Source organism: Bradyrhizobium cedriense (assembly GCF_054602315.1).
Window position 1 is genome coordinate 14464 of record NZ_JBTSWB010000005.1, and the last position, 19936, is coordinate 34399.

The 19936-nt window shown below is 65.5% G+C and carries 18 protein-coding genes; 12 read left to right on the forward strand and 6 right to left on the reverse strand.

Going from position 1 to position 19936, the window contains the following annotated elements:
* Positions 1 to 67 precede the first annotated feature (67 nt).
* The 6 genes from ileS to arfB all read left to right on the forward strand — a co-directional run bounded on the left by ileS (position 68) and on the right by arfB (position 7881).
* Positions 68 to 3076 carry an isoleucine--tRNA ligase gene (ileS, locus tag ACYCVF_RS21325; protein WP_459599960.1) on the forward strand — a complete coding sequence of 1003 codons (3009 nt, stop codon included), beginning with the start codon at positions 68 to 70 and terminating at the stop codon, positions 3074 to 3076.
* Between the two features lie 9 nt (positions 3077 to 3085).
* Positions 3086 to 3580, forward strand: a complete 495-nt coding sequence (lspA, locus tag ACYCVF_RS21330) for a signal peptidase II (protein ID WP_459599962.1) — start codon at positions 3086 to 3088, stop codon at positions 3578 to 3580.
* A 96-nt stretch (positions 3581 to 3676) separates the two neighbouring features.
* Positions 3677 to 4399 (forward strand): hypothetical protein, encoded by a 723-nt coding sequence (locus ACYCVF_RS21335; protein ID WP_459600851.1) that lies wholly within the window; start codon positions 3677 to 3679, stop codon positions 4397 to 4399.
* Positions 4400 to 4598: 199 nt separating this feature from the next.
* On the forward strand, positions 4599 to 5993 hold the full coding sequence (locus tag ACYCVF_RS21340; protein ID WP_459599964.1) for a M16 family metallopeptidase: 1395 nt from the start codon (positions 4599 to 4601) through the stop codon (positions 5991 to 5993).
* On the forward strand, positions 5990 to 7351 hold the full coding sequence (locus ACYCVF_RS21345; protein WP_459599966.1) for a M16 family metallopeptidase: 1362 nt from the start codon (positions 5990 to 5992) through the stop codon (positions 7349 to 7351). Before ACYCVF_RS21340 ends, ACYCVF_RS21345 begins: the two co-directional genes overlap by 4 nt.
* Before the next feature lie 113 nt (positions 7352 to 7464).
* The gene (gene arfB / locus ACYCVF_RS21350; RefSeq protein WP_459599968.1) at positions 7465 to 7881 is read left to right on the forward strand and encodes an alternative ribosome rescue aminoacyl-tRNA hydrolase ArfB; all 417 of its coding nucleotides are present in this window, start codon (positions 7465 to 7467) and stop codon (positions 7879 to 7881) included.
* Positions 7882 to 7942: 61 nt separating this feature from the next.
* On the opposite strand, the gene ACYCVF_RS21355 is transcribed toward arfB, so the two are convergent.
* Positions 7943 to 8248: a hypothetical protein gene (locus ACYCVF_RS21355; protein ID WP_448040977.1), complete on the reverse strand. Its 306-nt coding sequence runs from the start codon at positions 8246 to 8248 to the stop codon at positions 7943 to 7945.
* Positions 8249 to 8558: 310 nt separating this feature from the next.
* Between ACYCVF_RS21355 and ACYCVF_RS21360 the strand changes: the two genes are divergently transcribed.
* Genes ACYCVF_RS21360 through ACYCVF_RS21375 form a run of 4 tightly spaced genes read left to right on the forward strand, consistent with a single transcriptional unit; the run spans position 8559 to position 11522 of the window.
* Positions 8559 to 8945 (forward strand): c-type cytochrome, encoded by a 387-nt coding sequence (locus ACYCVF_RS21360; RefSeq protein WP_459600853.1) that lies wholly within the window; start codon positions 8559 to 8561, stop codon positions 8943 to 8945.
* Positions 8946 to 9341 carry a VOC family protein gene (locus tag ACYCVF_RS21365; protein WP_459599970.1) on the forward strand — a complete coding sequence of 132 codons (396 nt, stop codon included), beginning with the start codon at positions 8946 to 8948 and terminating at the stop codon, positions 9339 to 9341.
* 34 nt (positions 9342 to 9375) lie between these two features.
* Positions 9376 to 9924, forward strand: coding sequence for a gluconate 2-dehydrogenase subunit 3 family protein (locus ACYCVF_RS21370; protein WP_459599972.1), 549 nt, complete (start codon positions 9376 to 9378; stop codon positions 9922 to 9924).
* A 29-nt stretch (positions 9925 to 9953) separates the two neighbouring features.
* On the forward strand, positions 9954 to 11522 hold the full coding sequence (locus tag ACYCVF_RS21375; RefSeq protein WP_459599974.1) for a GMC family oxidoreductase: 1569 nt from the start codon (positions 9954 to 9956) through the stop codon (positions 11520 to 11522).
* Positions 11523 to 11657: 135 nt separating this feature from the next.
* Here the strand turns inward: ACYCVF_RS21375 and ACYCVF_RS21380 are convergent, their stop codons facing one another.
* On the reverse strand, positions 11658 to 11975 hold the full coding sequence (locus tag ACYCVF_RS21380; RefSeq protein WP_459599976.1) for a ribbon-helix-helix domain-containing protein: 318 nt from the start codon (positions 11973 to 11975) through the stop codon (positions 11658 to 11660).
* A 244-nt stretch (positions 11976 to 12219) separates the two neighbouring features.
* Here ACYCVF_RS21380 and mutL point away from each other — a divergent pair, with 244 nt between their 5' ends.
* Complete coding sequence (gene mutL, locus ACYCVF_RS21385; RefSeq protein ID WP_459599978.1) at positions 12220 to 14031, forward strand: DNA mismatch repair endonuclease MutL; 1812 nt, start codon at positions 12220 to 12222, stop codon at positions 14029 to 14031.
* A 29-nt stretch (positions 14032 to 14060) separates the two neighbouring features.
* Here the strand turns inward: mutL and rsmD are convergent, their stop codons facing one another.
* The gene (rsmD, locus tag ACYCVF_RS21390) at positions 14061 to 14615 is read right to left on the reverse strand and encodes a 16S rRNA (guanine(966)-N(2))-methyltransferase RsmD (protein WP_459599980.1); all 555 of its coding nucleotides are present in this window, start codon (positions 14613 to 14615) and stop codon (positions 14061 to 14063) included.
* A gap of 139 nt (positions 14616 to 14754) precedes the next feature.
* Entirely contained in the window at positions 14755 to 16941 is a 2187-nt protein-coding gene (locus ACYCVF_RS21395; RefSeq protein ID WP_459599982.1) for a pseudouridine synthase, read from the reverse strand.
* 119 nt (positions 16942 to 17060) lie between these two features.
* Here ACYCVF_RS21395 and ACYCVF_RS21400 point away from each other — a divergent pair, with 119 nt between their 5' ends.
* Positions 17061 to 17519, forward strand: a complete 459-nt coding sequence (locus tag ACYCVF_RS21400) for a nucleoside deaminase (protein WP_459599984.1) — start codon at positions 17061 to 17063, stop codon at positions 17517 to 17519.
* Here ACYCVF_RS21400 and ACYCVF_RS21405 read toward each other — a convergent pair.
* Together ACYCVF_RS21405 and purD are read right to left on the reverse strand one after the other, a co-directional pair.
* A complete protein-coding gene (locus tag ACYCVF_RS21405) occupies positions 17516 to 18421 on the reverse strand; it encodes an alpha/beta fold hydrolase (RefSeq protein ID WP_459599986.1) in 906 nt (301 codons plus the stop codon). The genes ACYCVF_RS21400 and ACYCVF_RS21405 overlap by 4 nt on opposite strands.
* Before the next feature lie 207 nt (positions 18422 to 18628).
* Positions 18629 to 19912, reverse strand: a complete 1284-nt coding sequence (gene purD / locus ACYCVF_RS21410) for a phosphoribosylamine--glycine ligase (RefSeq protein WP_459599988.1) — start codon at positions 19910 to 19912, stop codon at positions 18629 to 18631.
* Positions 19913 to 19936: the final 24 nt, after the last annotated feature.

Sequence of the window (19936 nt, forward strand, 5' to 3'; positions counted from 1 at the left end):
CGTCGTTTCACCCCGCGATTACCCTATCGCCATCCGTTTTCCGCGCCCTTCCGAGCCAGTCAGCCCCATGTCCGAAAAGCCGCAAAAGTCCCAAAAGTCTGAAGCCAAGGACTATTCGAAGACGCTGTTCCTGCCGCAGACCGAATTCCCGATGCGCGCCGGCCTGCCGCAACGCGAGCCGGAGATTCTCAAGCGCTGGTACGAGATCGGCCTCTACGAGAAGCTGCGCGAGAGTGCGAAGGGCCGCGCCAAGTTCGTGCTGCATGACGGCCCGCCCTACGCCAACGGCAACATCCATATCGGCACGGCGCTGAACAAGATCCTGAAGGATCTCGTCACCAAGAGCCAGCAGATGCTCGGCTTCGATTCCAACTACGTGCCGGGCTGGGACTGCCACGGCCTGCCGATCGAGTGGAAGGTCGAGGAGGAGCACTATCGCAAGAAGGGCAAGCAGAAGCCCGACTTCCGCGACAGCGCCGCAATGATCGATTTCCGGAAAGAGTGCCGGGCCTATGCCACCCACTGGCTCGGCGTGCAGCGCGAGGAGTTCAAGCGCCTGGGCGTGATCGGCGACTGGGACCATCCCTATGCCACCATGAGCTATCCCGCCGAAGCCCAGATCGCACGCGAGCTGATGAAGTTCGCCGCCAACGGCACGCTCTATCGCGGCTCCAAACCGGTGATGTGGAGCGTGGTCGAGAAGACCGCGCTGGCCGAAGCCGAAGTGGAGTACGAGGACCACACCTCCGATACGGTGTGGGTGAAATTCCCGGTGACCTCGCCCGCGCACGGTGCGCTCGCCTCCGCAAGCGTCGTGATCTGGACCACCACGCCCTGGACCCTGCCCGGCAACCGCGCCATCTCTTTCTCACCGAAGATCGCCTACGGCCTGTACAGGGTCACGGACGCGCCCGCCGACAATTGGGCCAAGACCGGCGACCTCCTGATCCTCGCCGACGCCCTCGCTGCCGAGGTGTTCAAGCAGGCGCGCGTGACGGCTTATGAGAAGGTCCGCGAGGTCCCCGGCGACACGATGGACGCGGTCGAATGCGCTCATCCGCTGAAGGGCCTTGGCGGCGGCTACGACTTCATCGTGCCGCTGCTGCCCGGCGACCACGTCACCGACGATACCGGTACCGGCTTCGTGCACACGGCGCCCGGCCATGGCCGCGAGGACTTCGACGTATGGACGGCGCAAGGGCGCGACCTCGATGCGCGCGGCATCAACACTGCAATCCCCTACACCGTCGATGAGAATGGGGCCTACACCGATCATGCGCCGGGCTTTGCCGGCAAGCGCGTCATCAATGACAAGGGCGAGAAGGGCGATGCCAACGAGGCCGTGATCAAGGCGCTTGTGGAAAGAGGTATGCTGCTCGCGCGCGGCCGGCTGAAGCATCAATATCCGCACTCATGGCGCTCCAAGAAGCCCGTCATCTTCCGCAACACGCCGCAATGGTTCATCGCGATGGACAAGGACGTGGCGCAGGGTGGCAAGACCAAGAGCGGCGACACGCTGCGCGCCCGCGCGCTGCACGCGATCTCGGTGACGCAATGGGTGCCGCCATCAGGCGAAAACCGCATCAACGGCATGATCGAGGCGCGCCCCGACTGGGTGATCTCGCGCCAGCGCGCCTGGGGCGTGCCGATCGCCGTGTTCGTGCGCGAGAAGGGCGACGGCTCCGCCGAGATCCTCCAGGACGAGGCCGTCAATGCGCGCATCGGCGAGGCGTTCGAGAAAGAAGGCGCCGACGCCTGGTACGCGAAGGGCGCGCGCGAGCGCTTCCTCGGGTCGCGCGCGAGCGAAGACTGGCAGAAGGTCGACGACATTCTCGACGTCTGGTTCGATTCCGGCTCGACCCACGCCTTCGTGCTCGAAGACCCCGTGCATTTCCCGGGGCTATCAGGCATCAAGCGCAAGGTCGACGGCGGCACCGACACGGTGATGTACCTGGAAGGCTCGGACCAGCACCGCGGCTGGTTCCACTCCTCGCTGCTGGAAAGCTGCGGCACGCGCGGACGCGCGCCCTACGACATCGTGCTGACCCACGGCTTCACCCAGGCCGAGGACGGCCGCAAGATGTCGAAGTCGCTCGGCAACACCATCGAACCGCAGGCCGTGATCAAGGAGTCCGGCGCCGACATCCTGAGACTCTGGGTCGCGTCCTGCGACTACACCGACGATCAGCGCATCGGGCCCGAGATCCTGAAGAACACCGTCGAGACTTATCGCAAGCTGCGCAACACCGTGCGCTGGATGCTGGGCACGCTGCATCACTACAAGCCGGCTGACGCAGTCGCGCCCGCCGACATGCCCGAGCTGGAGCGCCTGATGCTGCACGAGCTCGCTGTGCGCGCCGCCGCGATCGACAAGGCCTATCGGGAGTTCGACTACAAGAGCGTGGTCGCGATCCTGTCCGCCTTCCTCAACAGCGAGCTGTCGGCGTTCTATTTCGACATCCGCAAGGACACGCTTTACTGCGATCCGCCGTCGTCGCTGACGCGCAAGGCAGCGCTGACGACCATCGACCTGTTGTGCGCCTCGGTCCTGAAATGGCTGGCGCCGATCCTCAGCTTCACGGCGGAGGAAGGCTGGCGCATGTACCGGCCCGACGCCGAGCCGTCGGTGCATCTGACGCTGTTCCCGACCGATCTCGAAGACCTGTGCGACGACAAGCTCGCCGCCAAGTGGGAGACCATCCGCAACGTCCGCCGTGTCGTCACCGGGGCGCTCGAGCTCGAACGCGCCGCCAAGAACATCGGCTCCTCGCTCGAAGCCTCGCCGGTGATCTATGTCGCCGACCGCGACATGCTGATGACGCTGTTCGACACCGATCTCGCCGAGATCTGCATCACCTCGAACTACGAGGTACGGGAGGGCGAGGCGCCGGCTTCGGCGTTCCGCCTCGATGCCGTGCCCGGCGTCGCGGTCGTGGTGGAGAAGGCGGTCGGCACCAAATGCGCCCGCTCCTGGAAGATTTCGCCGATGGTCGGCGAAGACCCTGAATACCCCGACGTCACCCCTCGCGATGCGAAGGCGCTGCGCGAATGGAAGGCGCTGGGGGTGAGCGTCTGATCCCCGACCATGACCCCGCTCCGCGCCGGCATCCTCACGGCCCTGGTCACGCTGGTGGCCGACCAGGCCTCGAAGCTCTGGCTCTTGAACGTGTTCGACCTCGCCCGTCGTGGCGCAGTGCGGGTGACGCCGTTCCTCGACCTGGTGCTGGCCTGGAACATCGGCATCAGCTTCGGCTGGCTCCAGAACGACAGCCAGGCGGCGCAGCTTGCGCTGATGGCCGTCAAAGGTATCGCGGTGGTTGCGCTGGCGATCTGGATGGCCCGCTCGCACACCATGCTTGCGACCGTCGCGCTCGGCCTGATCATCGGCGGCGCCCTCGGTAACGGCATCGACCGTCTGGCCTATGGCGCGGTGGTCGATTTCGCCCTGTTACACATCGAAATCGCGGGAAATACCTATAATTGGTATGTGTTTAACCTCGCCGATGTGGCCATCGTTGCTGGGGTGGCAGCGCTATTGTATGATTCCTTCCTGGGAGTACCCGCCGCAAAAGCGCCCTGATCCCGGCCGATACGGACCGGCAGGCGGAACCTGCATTTGCGACGGTTGGAGCCGCAAACGAGCGGCAATCTGCCACAATATGGAACAGGTAAAGTGATGCGCAGCTCGAAGACCAGCGGTTCGATGGTTCGAGACACCCGATGGGGGTTCTGGCGGGCTTTGAAATTGTCCGCTGTCGCGCTCGGCATCGGTCTCGTCATGTCGGCCGGCGCGGCCCGCGCCGAAGACGACGACGAGGAAGACGATATGACCTTCGAAGAGAGGCTCATCGACAACCTGATGTCCGGCATCGGCGCCAAGAGCATGGAGAAGAAGGGCATCGAATACCGCGAGCGCTCGCCGCTGGTCGTGCCGCCCAAGCTCGATCTGCCGCCGCCTGCGACCGAAGCCAAGGCTGCGCCTAACTGGCCCAAGGACCCCGAAGAAAAGCGCCGCAAGGAGGCCATCGCCGCGCGGAAGAAGGCCACCAAGGCAACGGAGAACTGGCAGGCCGCCCAGCCGCTGACGCCCGCCGAGATGAAGGCCGGCCAGGTCGCCGCAGCGCCCCGCACGAGCAACGATCCGATTCAGCCGGGCACCAACGGCAACCCCTCGCTGAGCCCCGCCGAGCTCGGTTTCACCGGCGGTCTGTGGAACATGATGAAGGGCGGCAACAGCTCCGAGTCCAAGCCGTTCACGTCGGAGCCGCCGCGCCAGTCGCTGGTCGAGCCGCCGCCGGGCTACCAGACGCCCTCACCGAACTACGCCTATGGCGCTGGACCGGACAAATCGCGGCGGATGTACTACGACATCATGTCCGGCAAGGAGAAGGAACAATAGCGTTCCTTCCACTGCGGCATCCTGACAACAGCGAAGCCGGCGCCGGCGTCTCCCTGTACGCCCGGCGCAGCCGTATATTGCCCATCAGTAACTTGCCCACGAGTTGCGTTCTCTGCTTCGTGACGCGAAGCCTCAGCCGCACGGTGTAGCATGCCGTGCCTCCGAGCCGGACGTCCGGGCTCGGCCTTTCAAAAGGATCATGATGTCCTCTCACCGATCGGCTGCCTGCCTCCTTGCCGCGCTGCTTTCGACGAGTGTCCTCTCAGCCGGAGCGTCCCTCGCCCAGACCACGGTAACATCGGCTCCGCCCGCCAGCTTCACGCTCAGCAACGGCATGCAGGTCGTGGTGATCCCGGATCACCGCACCCCCGTCGTCACCGAGATGATCTGGTACAAGGTCGGCTCGGCGGACGAGACGCCGGGCAAGTCCGGGCTCGCGCACTTCCTCGAGCACCTGATGTTCAAGGGCACCTCGAAGCATCCGGCCGGAGAATTTTCCCAGACCGTGCTTCGCGTCGGCGGCAACGAGAACGCCTCGACCTCGGTCGACTACACCAATTACTACCAGCGTGTGCCGAAAGAGCAGTTGCCGACCATGATGGAATTCGAGGCCGACCGCATGACCGGCCTGATCCTCAAGGACGAGAACGTACTGCCCGAGCGCGACGTCGTGCTCGAAGAGTACAACATGCGCGTCGCCAACAATCCGGATGCGCGGCTGAACGAGCAGATCATGGCCGCGCTCTATCTCAACCATCCCTATGGGCGTCCGGTGATCGGCTGGCATCAGGAGATCGAGAAGCTCGATCGCGAGGATGCGCTCGCCTTCTACCGCCGCTTCTACGCGCCGAACAACGCGATCCTGGTGATCGCCGGTGACGTCGACGCCGCCGAGATCCGCCCGCTGGTCGAGCGCAATTTCGGCTCCATCCCGGCGCAGCCCGCCATTCCCGCGCGGCGCGTTCGTCCACAGGAGCCTGAGCCGGCCGCACCGCGCACCGTCACGCTGGCCGACCCGCGCGTCGAGCAGCCGAACATGCGGCGCTATTATCTCGTCCCCTCGGCGACCACGGCTGCAGCCGGCGAGAGCGCGGCCCTCGACGTGCTGGCGCAGTTGATGGGCAGCGGCAGCAATTCCTATCTGTACCGCGCCCTCGTCGTCGACAAGCCGCTCGCGGTCTCCGCCAACGCCAGCTATTCGAGTATCTCGCTCGACCCGACCCAATTCGCGATCTCGGCTGCGCCGAAGCCCGGCGTCAGCTTCGCAGAAGTTGAGCAGGCGGTCGACGGCGTCATTGCGAGCGTTGCGCAGAATCCGATCCGCGCCGAGGATCTCGAACGGGTCAAGACCCAGCTCATCGCCGAGGCGATCTACGCCCAGGACAATCAGGCTGTGCTGGCACGCTGGTATGGCGGCGCGCTGACGACGGGCCTCTCGATCGAGGACATCAGGAGCTGGCCCGACCGCATCCGCGCGGTCACTGCCGAGCAGGTTCGCGCCGTGGCGCAGAAATGGCTCGAGAAGAAGCGCTCGGTGACCGGCTATCTGATCAAGGACACCGCCGCTGCCAAACGCGAGGAGAAGCGTTCGTGACCTATCCCTTCCTTCGACGCGCCGCATTCTCGCTTGCCACCGCCGCCGCGCTCGCGCTGGCGGCGATCTCGCCGTCACAGGCCGCCGCAAAAATCCAGCGCCTGGTCTCGCCGGGCGGCATCGAAGCCTGGTTCGTGCAGGACGCAACCGTGCCGCTGATCGCGATGGAATATTCCTTTGCCGGCGGCTCGTCCCAGGATCCCAAGGACAAACCGGGAGTCGCCAATCTGGTCGGCGATCTCCTCGACGAAGGCTCCGGCGATCTCGACTCCAAGACCTTCCATGAACGGCTCGACCGCCGTGCCATCGAGCTTTCCTTCAACGCCACGCGCGACACGTTCCGCGGCAGCCTGCGCATGCTTCGCGACAACAAGGATGAGGCTTTCGACCTGCTCAGGGGCGCGCTGACCTCGCCGCATTTCGACGCGGCGGATGTCGAGCGCATCCGCTCGCAGGTCATCTCGGGCCTGCGCCGCGAGACCACGAATCCAACTTCGCTGGCGAGCCGCAAATTCCTGGAGGTCGCCTTCGGCGACCATCCTTATGGCCGGCAGACCAACGGCAACCTGGATAGCGTGCCGACCATTACTGTCGCCGACATGAAGGACTATGTCCGCCGCGTCCTCGCGAAGGATGGGCTGAAGATCGCGGTCGTCGGCGACGTCGATCCGGCAACCCTCGGAAAGCTGCTCGACCACACGTTCGGTAGCCTGCCTGCCAAGGCCAATCTCGTGCCGGTCCCCGACATAGAGGCATCGAAGCCGCCGCAGCGCGCCTTCCTGACGCTCGACGTACCGCAGACCGTGATCACATTCGGCGGCCCCGGAGTGAAACGCAGCGATCCCAACTTCATGGCAGCCTACGTCGTCAACCACATCCTCGGCGGCGGCGGACTGTCCTCCCGGCTCTATCGCGAGGTCCGCGAGAAACGCGGGCTGGCCTATTCGGTGTTCGAATCGCTGCTATGGATGGAGCATTCGGCGATCTTCATCGGCAACACTGGCACGCGCGCCGATCGCGCCGGCGACACCATCGACGCCATCGAGAAGGAGGTGCGCCGAATGGCCGAGGAGGGCCCGACGCAGAAGGAACTCGACGAGGCCAAGTCCTACCTCAAGGGTTCGCAGATGCTGGCGCTCGACACCTCCTCCAAGCTGGCACAGGCGCTGCTGCAATATCAGCAGGACAAGCTGCCGATCGACTATATCGAGAAGCGCAACGCCATCGTCGACGCGGTGACGCTGGATGACGCCAAGACCGCGGCCAAGCGGTTGTGGGGCCAGGGCCTCCTCACCGTCGTCGTGGGCCGTGCCCCGCAGGCCGCCGCGCAGCCGGCAGCGGCGACCAAGTCGAACTGACGCCCCCTCAACTTTCCTGAATGGCCGGGCTCGTCCCGGCCATTTGCGTTTGCAGATGCCATTGCCGAACCTGAACGTCCGCGATATGTCCAGACATCACGGATGGTGCCTACATGCTGCGGATATCCCGCAATCTCGTCATCGACGAGGACGATATCGAGATCGGTTTTGTCCGCGCCTCCGGCCCGGGCGGGCAGAACGTCAACAAGGTCGCAACCTCGGCACAGCTGCGCTTCGACACGCGCAAGCTGACCTTGCCGGAGGACGCGACCCTGCGGCTTGCGCGCCTTGCCGGCCAGCGCATGACCAAGGATGGCGTCATCGTCATCCATGCCCAGCGCTTCCGCACCCAGGAGCGCAACCGCCAGGATGCCATCGACCGTCTCACGGAGATGCTGCGCGAGGCGATGATCAGACCGACGCCGCGGCGCGCGACGCGGCCGACCTTCGCCTCCAAGCAGCGCCGGCTCGAGGGCAAGAAGCGCCGCAGTGACGTCAAGGCAGGACGCGGCCGGAGCTTCGACGACTAACTGGCGCGGCAAAGAGCTCCGGCCGCGAGGCGACCGGAGCTTTGCCGATTCACCGGCGAGATCAGTAACGTTTGGACGGGGCTGCGCCGCCCGTCGCGGCATCGTCCGCCGTTCCCTTGTGCGTAGCGCTGCCCGTGGTGCCGACAGTGCCCCTGGTGCCTTTGGTCGACTTCATGCCGGTCTTCTCACCCGCCGCGCCCGCCTGAGGACTCATTTCTTCGTCGCCGCTGCCCATGGTGCTGCCCTGCATCGGTTTGCTCTGCACGGTGCCGCCTGTCTTGGCAGGCGGCGCGCCTTGCGCGAGAACGGGCGTGGCAACGAGAGCCGATAGAGCGCATGCGATCATCGAGGTCTTGACCAACTTCATCCATTTCTCCTGGATTCTTTCGCGAGGAACGGCTCGGCGGCTCCCCACACCGCTCATCTGCACCGGCCATGTCATCGCGTAGAGAGTTCGAGCGGCGTGACCGTCATGCAATCCGGATGGTGTGGTGATCGTTTAGGGATTTGACGGCGGTTTCGCGGAATTGTGCTCCGCATATATGGCGCGCGGAACATCACACGCGCCCCGCACATCTCCGCTTTCCGCGAAACAGCCCGCTACTACCACCATGTCTTTGACGCCGACTAGAGTTTGCAACACGCTGGATTTGACGTGGATGAGCGAGCTCTTGGCGATACGCACGATCGTGCTGGGATTGTGCACCGCGATGGTGCTGATGGTGCGAGGCGCCGACGCGCAGATGCCGCTGCCGGCGGCAAAGCCGCCGGATGGCGCGACGCTGTTCAGGCAGCAATGCGCGGTGTGCCATACCACCAATCTGTCGGATCCGATGCGGCAAGGTCCGCCGCTGGTCCGGATCGTGGGCCGCGCTGCCGGCAAGGTCGAAGGCTTTCACTATTCAGACGGTCTCGCCAAAGCTGACTTCACCTGGGACGAATCCCGGCTGAACGCGTGGCTGGCCAATCCGCAAGCCGTCATCCCTGGCGCGATCATGGCTTTTCGCCAGGCCAGGCCCGAGACGCGCGCCGCCATCATCACTTACCTCAAGGAGCTGAACTGAATGGCAAAGCCAGTCCATTCCATGATCCGCGTGCTGGAGGAGGCGCGCTCGCTCGACTTCTACAAGCGTGCCTTCGGCCTGGAGGTCACAGACCATTTGAAGTTCGCGGATTTCGCCCTGATCTATCTGCGTCACCCCTCCTCACCTTTCGAGGTCGAGCTGACGGTGAATTTCGATCGCAGGGAGCCGTACCAACTCGGCGACGGCTACGGCCATCTCGCCGTGGTGGTTGAAGACATTGATGCCGAGCATGCCCGCTTCGAACGCGAGAAGCTCGCACCGGGACCCTTACGCGATTTCAAGCACGACGGCCGAACATTGGCACGCTTCTTCTTCGTCAGTGATCCCGATGGCTACAAGATCGAGGTGATCCAGCGGGGCGGCCGTTTCAACTGATCAAACCAAAATCAAAATTTACGGAGGACATGCCATGAGAGAAATCGATCGTCGAAGCAAGCACAGCCGCCGCGTCTTTCTCAAGGGCGCGGCAACCGCCGTGCCGGTCGTCGCCGTGGCGACCAGCGTTGCCGTCAGCATCGAGGACGCCTGGGCCGATGAAGCGAGCACCCTGTCGCCGGCCACGATGAAGACGCTGCTGAAGGTCGCACGCGACATCTATCCGCATGATGTCCTCGGCGACAGCTACTACATCACCGCGATCAAGCCGTGGGACGGCAAGGCGGCCAAGGATGCGTCGGTCAAATCGCTGATCAATGGCGGCATCGCGCGGCTCGACCAGAACGCACGGGATCGCCACAAGGCCCCCTATGCCGAAGTGCCCTGGGAAGCCGACCGGGTGGTTCTGCTGAAGGAGATCGAGCAGAGCGACTTCTTCCAGAAGGTGCGCGGCGACCTCGTCGTCTCGCTCTACAACCAGAAGGAAGTCTGGCCGCGGTTCGGATACGAGGGCTCCTCCGCCGAGCTCGGCGGCTACATCAATCGCGGCTTCGCGGACATCGACTGGCTGCCCAAGGCTTAAACGTCACCCAACGGTTCAGGAGAACGCATATGGCAAAATTCGATCTGAACGACTCCGGCGTTGTGGTGATCGTCGGCTCCGGTGCCGGCGGCGGCACGCTGGGCAACGAGCTTGCGCAGAAGGGCGTCAAGGTCGTCATTCTCGAGGCTGGCCCCCGCATCGAGAACCACGACTTCGTCAACGACGAATGGGAAAGCTTCTCCCAGCTCGCATGGACCGATGCGCGCACCACGTCGGGCACATGGCGCGTCGCCAAGGATTTCTCTGGTCTCCCCGCCTGGATCGTCAAGGCGGTCGGCGGCTCGACCACCCATTGGGCCGGCGCCTCGCTGCGTTTCGACGAGCATGAGTTCAAGGTGAAGAGCACCTACGGCAACCTTCCCGGCGCAAATCTGCTGGACTGGCCGGTCACGCTCGCCGAGATGGAGCCGTGGTACGGCAAGGCCGAGAACAAAATGGGCGTGACCCGCACCAACGGCATTCCCGGCCTTCCCGGCAACAATAACTTCAAGGTGCTGGAGGCCGGCGCGAAGAAGCTCGGCTACAAGACCGTGCACACCGGCAACATGGCCATCAACAGTCAGCCGCGCGACGGACGGGGCTCGTGCCAGCAGATCGGGTTCTGCTTCCAGGGCTGCAAATCCGGTGCGAAATGGTCGACGCTCTACACCGAGATCCCGAAGGGCGAGGCAACCGGCAATCTCGAGGTTCGCCCCGGCAGCATGGTGGTGAAGATCGAGCATGATGCAAGCGGCAAGGTCACCGGTGTCGTCTACGCTGACGAGCAAGGCGCGATGCAGCGTCAGAAGGCGCGAATCGTTGCGGTGGCCGGCAACTCCATCGAGAGCCCGCGGCTGCTGCTCAACAGCGCCTCGCCCATGTTCCCCGACGGCCTCGCCAATTCCAGTGGTCAGGTCGGCCGCAACTACATGCGGCACATGACCGGCAGCGTCTATGCCGTGTTCGAGAAGTCGGTGCACATGTATCGCGGCACCACCATGGCCGGCATCATTCGCGACGAGGCCGCCAACAACCCCAAGCGCGGCTTCGTCGGCGGCTACGAGATGGAGACGCTGTCGGTCGGCTTGCCGTTCATGGCGGCGTTCCTCAACCCCGGCGCCTGGGGACGCACGTTTACGTCCGCGCTCGACGGCTACCCGCGCATGGCCGGCATGTGGCTGGTCGGCGAGGACATGCCGCAGGAGACCAACCGCATCACGCTCGATCCGGTCGTGAAGGACAAGTTCGGTCAGCCGGTCGCGAGCGTGCATTTCGACGATCATCCCAACGATCTCGCGATGCGCACGCATGCCTACAAGCAGGGCGCCGCGGTCTACGACGCCGTCGGCGCCACCGTGACCTATCCGACGCCGCCCTATCCGAGCACGCACAATCTCGGCACCAACAGGATGAGCGAAAAGCCCCGGGATGGCGTCGTCAACAAGTTCGGGCAGAGCCACGACATCAAGAACCTGTTCGTCTCCGACGGCAGCCAGTTCACCAGCGGCGCGGCCTGCAACCCGACGCTGACCATCGTTGCGCTCGCGATCCGGCAGGCCGACTACATCGCCGGTGCAATGCAGAAGAGGGAGATTTGATCCACCTGGCATTGCCAGGACGACATTGAGGTGGATTGCGTACTCACACGCTCAGGTGACGTCCCGGCCTGTCACGCGATTGCGTATCAGGCCGGAGCGACAACGATAAAGCGGGTGTGGCTCCCGCTGTAGGGACTATTCGGCCGCGTCGAGAATGGGCGCAACGGTTGGCTTGAACTCCTGAACCGGCGCAACGCTTCGAGAGCGATAGATCAGGCAGGAGCAGCGCAGCAGCGAGGCGAAATTGTTGACCTCGCCATGATGGTCGAGCACCTCGTTGTAGAGCGTGGTCAGGAACTTGCCGAGGCTCATGCTCTCCTTGGCCGCGATCTCCTCCAACGTGTCCCAGAACGCCATTTCCAGACGGATCGACGTGCAGTGCCCACCGATCCGCAAAGACCGGGTCTGGGATTCGTAGTCGCGTTGGGGCTGATGCGCGAAGAGATGGCACATGGCGTCCTCCCGTCCTGTTGCCGTTTTTTCACGATGCTACACCGCTGTCCGGCGCCTAACAATCACAACCACCGTCGAAAGCCGGCTCAGATGCCGCGGGATATTCCCGAACGTCCAATGTCTTCAATGTGATAGGGACCTTCTTCCCCAACCGTGACGCGGCTGTTGCCCAACACATGCTTTTGACGCAACACGGCATAGAATAGCACTCTCAGCGAATCCAAGACCGAGCCCGATCGAACTCATGCCCGTCCGTCAATTGCCAGAGCAGGTCGTCAACCGCATCGCCGCCGGCGAGGTGGTCGAGCGGCCGGCGAGCGTGGTCAAGGAACTCGTCGAGAACGCGATCGATGCCGGCGCGAGCCGGATCGACGTCTTCACCGATGGCGGCGGGCGGCGACGGATCGGCATCACCGACGACGGCAGCGGCATGACCGCGAAGGACCTCGCGCTCGCGGTCGAGCGCCATGCGACCTCCAAGCTCGATGACGAGGATCTGCTGCAGATTCGCACGCTCGGGTTTCGCGGGGAGGCACTCCCCTCGATCGGCTCGGTCGCACGGCTGTCGATCACGACGCGGCATGCGAGCGAGCCGCACGCTTGGGCGCTGAGCGTCGAGGGCGGCGAGAAGTCCGAGATCATGCCGGCGGCGCTGGCCCACGGCACCCGCGTCGAGGTTGGCGACCTCTTCTATGCGACGCCGGCGCGGCTGAAGTTTCTGAAAACCGACCGCACCGAGGCTGAAGCCATCCGCGAGGTGGTGCGGCGCCTCGCCATGGCCCGGCCCGACGTTGCTTTCACGCTCGCGGGCGAGGAGCGCGCGCCGGTGACCTGGGCCGCCGCCCTGCCCGGCGCCGCCGGTCGGCTGACCCGGCTCGGCGATATTCTGGGGGCCGAATTCCGCAGCCACGCCATCGAGGTCCATGCCGAGCGCGAGGGCGTCGTGGTCGCCGGCTATGCCGCAGCGCCGGCGCTCACGAAGGCCAACGCGCTCGGGCAATATCTCTTCGTCAATGGCCGACCGGTGCGCGACAAGCTCATTCTCGGCGCCGTACGCGCGGCCTATTCCGACTACCTGCCGCGCGATCGACATCCCGTGCTGGCGATTTTCGTCACGCTCGATCCGCGCGAGGTCGATGCCAACGTGCATCCGGCCAAGACCGAGGTCCGCTTTCGCAATGCCGGCCTCGTGCGCGCGTTGATCGTGCACGGACTGAAGGAAGCCCTCGCGCGCGAGGGCCGGCGCACGGCAGCCAACGGCGGCGAGAGCGCATTGTCCTCGTTCCGGCCTGCCTTCACGGCGCGCCCCGCCAGCTGGGACTGGCGGGCATCGCCAGCCGCCCCGGTCGCGCCGATGCCGTCCTTCGAAGGCTCTGCGGCGCCCGCCTTCGCCGAGCGCGCGCAGGCTGCCTTCGACGTCGGCGCGCCCAGCGCGGACGTGCGGTTGGAATCGCAGCCAACCGGCGACCTCGTCGACCGCCCGCTTGGCGCCGCGCGCACCCAGATTCACGAAACCTATATCGTCTCGCAGACCCGCGACGGCCTGATCATCGTCGACCAGCATGCCGCGCATGAGCGCATCGTCTACGAACGGCTGAAGGCTTCGTTGGCCGCCAACGGCGTGCAGCGGCAGATCCTCCTGATCCCCGAGATCGTCGAAATGGACGAAGCGACCGTCGAGCGCCTGCTCGAGCGCAGTGACGAGCTGGCCTCGTTCGGCCTTGCCATCGAATCCTTCGGCCCCGGCGCGGTCGCGGTGCGCGAGACGCCGTCGCTGCTCGGCAAGACAAATGCCGGCGGCCTCTTGCGCGATCTCTCCGAACACATGGCCGAGTGGGACGAGGCGCTGCCCTTGGAGCGCCGTCTGATGCACGTCGCCGCCACCATGGCCTGCCACGGCTCGGTGCGCGCCGGCCGCAGGTTGCGGCCGGAGGAGATGAACGCGCTGCTCCGCGAGATGGAGGAGACGCCGAACTCCGGCCAGTGCAATCACGGCCGCCCGACCTATGTCGAGCTGAAGCTGAGCGATGTGGAGAAGCTGTTCGGGCGGAGGTAGCCACCGAGCCGATGGATGTCCTGCGATCTCTACGGCTTCCTCAAGAACACAAACTCCGTATCGTCATACGTGCGCCGCTCCAGCTCCTCGTATCCTTCAGGCGTGACGAATTGCGCGGCCTTCGCCTCTTCCACCACCAGCAGTGCGCCCGGCGTGAGCCAGCCGCCGTCGCGCAGGCTCGCGAGCGCCTTCTCCGCGAATCCCTTGCCATAGGGCGGATCGAGGAACGCCAGCGAGAACGGCTCGACGGGATGCGCGGGGCCGAGATCGGTCGCATCGCGGCGATAGACCTTGGTGACACCGCCTAAGCCCAGCGCCTCGACATTGCTACGCAGGAGCGCCCGCGCCTCGGCGCCATTGTCGACGAACAGCGTGAACTTCGCACCGCGCGAGGAGGCTTCGATGCCGAGTGCACCCGTGCCCGCGAACAGATCGAGCACGCGTGCATCCGCGATCGGATCGTCATAGGCGTGTACGAGGATGTTGAACACGGACTCGCGCAACCGGTCCGCCGTGGGGCGGATGTCGCGCGAGGACGGTGAGGCGAGGTTGCGCCCCCTCAAGCGACCGCCGACGACGCGCATTACACGACTCCGTCATGCCCGGGCTTGTCCCGGGCATCCACGCTCTGCAGCCGTGGACCCAAGGAAGACGTGGATGGCCGGGTCAAGCCCGGCCATGACGACCTGTTGCGCGGTGTCGGCGTCGCTCTAAGCATTGAGCCTACTCGCCGTCCTTCGGCGTCAGGTCGCGCTTGCCATGATAGCCGCGCTTGGGACGGCGCGGCGGACCGTAGCCGCCCGCTTCCATCTCATTGCGCTCGCGCGCCTCGTCGCTGCCGGTGCGCTCCACCAGCACGCGGCGACCCTTGCGGTCAGCGATCACGTCACGCTTGCTGGCGGGCTTCTTCTCGCGCGGCGTTTCGCCGTCTTGCGAAGAAGATTTCTGCGGCACGTCGAACTGGGCGCCCGATTTCTCGATCACCTTGTCGCCGAGCTGGTCGCGCAGCACGCGCGACTTGATCTCCTCGACCTGGCCTTCGGGGACCTCGCCGAGCTGGAACGGGCCGTAGGAGACGCGGATCAGCCGGTTCACCTCGAGCCCGAGATGGGCGCAGACATTGCGCACCTCGCGGTTCTTGCCCTCGCGGATCGCGAACACCAGCCAGACATTGGCGCCCTGGTCGCGCTCCAGCGTCGCTTCGATCGGGCCGTATTTGACCCCCTCGACCTCGATGCCGTTCTTGAGCTCGTCGAGCTGGGCCTGCGTGACGTCGCCATGGGCGCGGACGCGGTAGCGGCGCAGCCAGCCGGTGTCGGGCAGCTCGAGCGTGCGCGCGAGGCCGCCGTCATTGGTGAGCAGCAACAGGCCCTCGGTGTTGAAGTCGAGCCGGCCGACGCTGATCAGGCGCGGCAAGCCTTCGGGCAGATTGTCGAAAACGGTCGGACGTCCCTCGGGATCGTCATGCGTCGTCATCAGGCCGCGCGGCTTGTGATAGAGGAACAGCCGGGTGCGCTCACGCTCCGGCAACGGCTTTCCGTCGACAGTGACGACATCGTTCGAGGTGATGTCGAGCGCCGGCGAATTGATCACGCGACCGTTGACGGAGACGCGGCCCTGCGTGACCATCTCTTCGGCGTCACGACGCGAGGCGAGGCCCGCACGCGCCAGCACCTTGGCGATGCGCTCGCCGGCCTTCTTCGGCTTCGGCGCTTCTTCCCGACGCGGTCGCCCCTCGAAGTCACGTTCGCGGCTGCGATAGGCGCCGCGGCCGCCGAACGCCGGACGCTTCTCGAAGATCCTGCTCTCGTCCTCGTTTTCACGGCGCGGACGGTCGCCTTCGCTGCGGGGATGCTCGTGCCAGTCCGAGCGTCCTTCGGCGCGCTCGCGCGGACGATTGAATTTCGGACGGTCATCGCCGCGCCCACCGCGTTCGCCATCGCCGTCGCGACGGGGCCGATCGAATTTGGGACGATCCTCGCGCGGACGATCGAATTTCGGACGCTCGCGGAACGGACGATCGCCCGACGGCCGATCGTCGCGCGAACGCGAGAAACGCGGACGGTCATCACCACCGCCTTCACGCTTCTGCCAGGGCTTGTCTGCGCCGCGGTCACGGCCGCCGAAATCCTTGCGCGGCCCGCGATCCCCACGGTCGCGTTCGCGATCCGGTCCGCCCCGTGAAAACTTTCGCTCGCCGTCGAACTTGCGTTCCGGACGGTCGCCGCGCGGCGTCCGATCGCCGCGATCGAAATTCGGACGGTCTCCACGCGGCTTGAAGCTGCGCTCGCCACGATCCTCACGCGGCCCGCGATCCCCACGGTCGCGTTCGCGATCCGGTCCACCCCGCGAAAACTTCCGCTCGCCCTCGAACTTGCGCTCCGGACGATCGCCACGCGGCGCGTAGGGCTTCTTGTCGCCAAACTTTCTGTCACTGGTCCGGCCGGCGGGGCGGGACTCGTCGCGATCCCGGCTGCGCGGCGGACGGTCGTCGCGGCCATAGGAGGGGCGATCATTGCGCGGTTTGAACGGCCGCTTCTCGCCATCGCGCGAGCTGCGATCGGAAAACGGCCGGTCGCCGCGCGGCTTGAAGCTGCGCTCGCCACGGCCTTCACTGCTGCGATCGTCGCGCTTGACGCGGGGACGGTCACTGAAATCGCGGCGCGGGGCATCGCCCTCCTCGCGGCGGCGGAACGGGCGGCTGTCACGATCTCCACGGGGCGGGCGGCTGTCACGGTCGCCGCGGGGCGGGCGGGCGTCGCCCCTGCCCTCAGGGCCGCGCTTGGCGAATTTCTTCTCGGGGCCGCGCGGCTTGCCGGACCGGCCCTTCGGCGGGCCTCCGGCGGCGCGTCCTCTGGGCGGGCCTCGCCGGCCGCGGGAGTCGTTGTCTTTGTCGCTGTCGCGAGGCATGAATGATCTCACTTAAGGGGTAGCCGGAAAGCATTGTGCGCGCTCGTTCCGAGCCGCATGCTCAGGCAAAATCGGTATCCACTCTTGCTGAAGGCGGAGCTAGTAGCAGGTTTCTGGCGATGATACGAGGCATGAAAGCCCCTTCTTTCATGGATTTGGCGCTTCTGGCGGCGGGAAACGCCGGGAAATCGGGCGAGGTTCCGATCGGATGCGTGGTGGTCCGCAATCACGAGGTCATCGCCACCGCCGCCAACCGGACGCTGACCGACCATGACCCGACCGCCCATGCCGAAATCGTCGCGCTGCGCGAGGCGGCGAGCAAGATTGGCAGCGAGCGCCTCGTCGACTGCGACCTGTACGTGACGCTGGAGCCCTGCACCATGTGTGCGGGCGCGATCTCCTTTGCAAGGATCCGGCGACTCTATTACGGCGCGGCCGATCCCAAGGGCGGCGCGGTGGAATCCGGCGTGCGGTTCTTCACCTCGCCGACCTGCCACCACGCACCGGACGTGTACTCCGGCGTCGGCGAGAGCGAGGCGGCGCGGCTGCTGCGGGAGTTCTTTCGCGAGCGGCGCTAACCCGCGGAGAAGAACTCGCGCAGCGCCTTCGCGGTCGCGTCAGGATTCTCCTCGGTGAGGAAGTGGCCGGAATCGACCGGCATGCCGCTCACATTCGTCGCCCATTGCTTCCACGTATCCAGCGGCGTCGCTGCGGCCTGCGCGATGCCCGCATTGCCCCACAGTGCCAGCATCGGGATCGTGATCTTCTTGCCGGCCTCGAAATCCGCCTTGTCGAGCTCGTAGTCGAAATAGGCGCCGGCGCGATAGTCCTCGCACATCGCATGCACCCGGGCGGGATCGCGGAACGGAGCGAGGTAGTGTTGGAGCGCGCGCGGGTCGATGGCATCGAGCGTCTTCGACTTGGTCTGGCTCGCCATCTTGAAGCGCAGGAAGAACTCGCCATTGCTCGAAATCAGCGTCTCCGGCAGCGGCGCGGGCTGGGCCAGGAAGGCCCAGTGATAGATCTTCAGCGCATAGGCGCGGTTCATCCGCTCCCAGTAATCATAGGTCGGCAGGATATCGAGCACGGCGAGGCGCGACAGCCGGCCGGGATGATCGAGCGCGAGGCGGTAGGACACGCGGCCGCCGCGGTCATGGCCGGCGAGCGCGAAGTGGACGTGGCCGAGCCGCTCCATCGCCTCGACCATGGCTTTCGCCATGGCGCGCTTGCTGTAGGGCATGTGCAGCGCATCGCTCGCGGGCATGTCGGACCAGCCATAGCCGGGCAGATCGGCGATGATCAGCGTGAAGGCGTCGGCGAGCTCAGGTGCCACGCGGTGCCACATCACATGCGTCTCGGAGAAGCCGTGGAGCAGGAGCAGCGGCGGGCCCTTGCCGCCGACGCGGGCGAACACGCGGCCGAAGGCAGTGTCGATCCATTCGGCGGCAAAGCCCGGATAGAGGTCGGCGAGGTCGGACATCTTTCCGCATCCTTGTCTGGTCAGTCCCGGAACCGCCCCCGACAAACAAAAACGTCGAAAACAACCCCATGCACAGTAGCGGTATTATCGGAGGGGTAACTAACCCCAACAGCTAATTGTACATTCTCGAACGTAGATGTGGCGGCGCGGTGGCCAAAACCTCGAGATTCCGGCTCGGCGCGTTTGCGCGCCGTCCGGAATGACGAGCTAATTTTTGGCCTTCTCCGCTTCCACCGCCTGCCAGCCGATGTCGCGGCGGCAGAAGCCTTCCGGCCAGTCGATGCGGTCGACGGCCTGATAGGCGCGCTTCTGCGCCTCGGTCACGGTCTTGCCGAGCGCGCAGACATTGAGCACGCGGCCGCCATTGGCGAGGATCGCGCCGTCGTTTGCGACCGTGCCGGCGTGGAAGATCTCGACCGACTCGACCCTGGCGGCCTCATCGAGCCCTCCGATGCGGCTGCCCTTCTGGTAGTCGCCGGGATAGCCCTTCGCGGCCATCACCACGGTGAGCGCGGAGTCCGGATGCCAGCGCAGGTCGAAATTCCTGAGCTGCCCGTCGCAGGCCGCAAGGAAGGCCGGCACGATGTCGCTCATCATGCGCAGCATCAGGACCTGGCACTCGGGGTCGCCGAAGCGGACGTTGAACTCGAACAGCTTCGGGCCCTGCGTCGTCAGCATGATGCCGGCATAGAGAATGCCGCGGAACGGCGTGCCGCGCTGCTTCATGCCTGCGACCGTCGGCAGGATGATCTTCGCCATGATCGCGTCGTGGATGGCGGGCGTGACCAGCGGCGTCGGCGAATAGGCGCCCATGCCGCCGGTGTTGGGGCCGACATCGTGGTCGAACACGCGCTTGTGGTCCTGGGCGGAGGCCAGCGGAATGGCGGTCTCGCCGTCGCAGAGCGCAAAGAAGCTGATCTCGCGGCCCGGCAGGAATTCCTCGATCACGACCTCGGCGCCGGCCTCGCCGAACGCGCCTTCGAACATCATGGCGATGGCCTCCTCGGCCTCGCGCACGGTCTTGGCGACGACGACGCCCTTGCCGGCGGCAAGGCCGTCGGCCTTGACCACGATCGGCGCGCCCTGGCTCTGCACATAGGCGCGCGCGTTATCGGCGTTGGTGAAGCGCTTGTAGGCACCGGTCGGAATGCCGAACTCGGTGCACAGCGCCTTGGTGAACCCCTTGGAGCTTTCGAGCTGCGCGGCGACCTTGCTTGGCCCGAACGCCTTGATGCCGGCGGCGGTGAGATCGTCGACGATGCCGGCCGCCAGCGGCGTCTCCGGCCCGACCACGACGAGCTCGACCGCGTTGGTCTTGCAGAAGTCGATCACCGCGGCATGGTCGGCGACATCGAGCGCCACGCATTCCGCCTCCTTCGCGATGCCGGCATTGCCGGGCGCGCACCAGAATTTGGTCACCAGGGGAGAGGCCGCGATCTTCCACGCAAGGGCATGTTCGCGGCCGCCGGAACCGAGCAGGAGAATGTGCATCGAAGGCTCAGAATGAGGAGTTTT

Excerpts from the sequence above, each read along its gene's own strand:
- ileS (WP_459599960.1), top strand. The coding sequence starts at position 68 with ATGTCCGAAAAGCCGCAAAAGTCCCAAAAGTCTGAAGCCAAGGACTAT.
- lspA (WP_459599962.1), top strand. The coding sequence starts at position 3,086 with ATGACCCCGCTCCGCGCCGGCATCCTCACGGCCCTGGTCACGCTGGTG.
- ACYCVF_RS21335 (WP_459600851.1), top strand. The coding sequence starts at position 3,677 with ATGCGCAGCTCGAAGACCAGCGGTTCGATGGTTCGAGACACCCGATGG.
- ACYCVF_RS21340 (WP_459599964.1), top strand. The coding sequence starts at position 4,599 with ATGATGTCCTCTCACCGATCGGCTGCCTGCCTCCTTGCCGCGCTGCTT.
- arfB (WP_459599968.1), top strand. The coding sequence starts at position 7,465 with ATGCTGCGGATATCCCGCAATCTCGTCATCGACGAGGACGATATCGAG.
- ACYCVF_RS21355 (WP_448040977.1), bottom strand. The coding sequence starts at position 8,248 with ATGAAGTTGGTCAAGACCTCGATGATCGCATGCGCTCTATCGGCTCTC.
- ACYCVF_RS21365 (WP_459599970.1), top strand. The coding sequence starts at position 8,946 with ATGGCAAAGCCAGTCCATTCCATGATCCGCGTGCTGGAGGAGGCGCGC.
- ACYCVF_RS21370 (WP_459599972.1), top strand. The coding sequence starts at position 9,376 with ATGAGAGAAATCGATCGTCGAAGCAAGCACAGCCGCCGCGTCTTTCTC.
- ACYCVF_RS21375 (WP_459599974.1), top strand. The coding sequence starts at position 9,954 with ATGGCAAAATTCGATCTGAACGACTCCGGCGTTGTGGTGATCGTCGGC.
- ACYCVF_RS21380 (WP_459599976.1), bottom strand. The coding sequence starts at position 11,975 with ATGTGCCATCTCTTCGCGCATCAGCCCCAACGCGACTACGAATCCCAG.
- mutL (WP_459599978.1), top strand. The coding sequence starts at position 12,220 with ATGCCCGTCCGTCAATTGCCAGAGCAGGTCGTCAACCGCATCGCCGCC.
- rsmD (WP_459599980.1), bottom strand. The coding sequence starts at position 14,615 with ATGCGCGTCGTCGGCGGTCGCTTGAGGGGGCGCAACCTCGCCTCACCG.
- ACYCVF_RS21395 (WP_459599982.1), bottom strand. The coding sequence starts at position 16,941 with ATGCCTCGCGACAGCGACAAAGACAACGACTCCCGCGGCCGGCGAGGC.
- ACYCVF_RS21400 (WP_459599984.1), top strand. The coding sequence starts at position 17,061 with ATGATACGAGGCATGAAAGCCCCTTCTTTCATGGATTTGGCGCTTCTG.
- ACYCVF_RS21405 (WP_459599986.1), bottom strand. The coding sequence starts at position 18,421 with ATGTCCGACCTCGCCGACCTCTATCCGGGCTTTGCCGCCGAATGGATC.
- purD (WP_459599988.1), bottom strand. The coding sequence starts at position 19,912 with ATGCACATTCTCCTGCTCGGTTCCGGCGGCCGCGAACATGCCCTTGCG.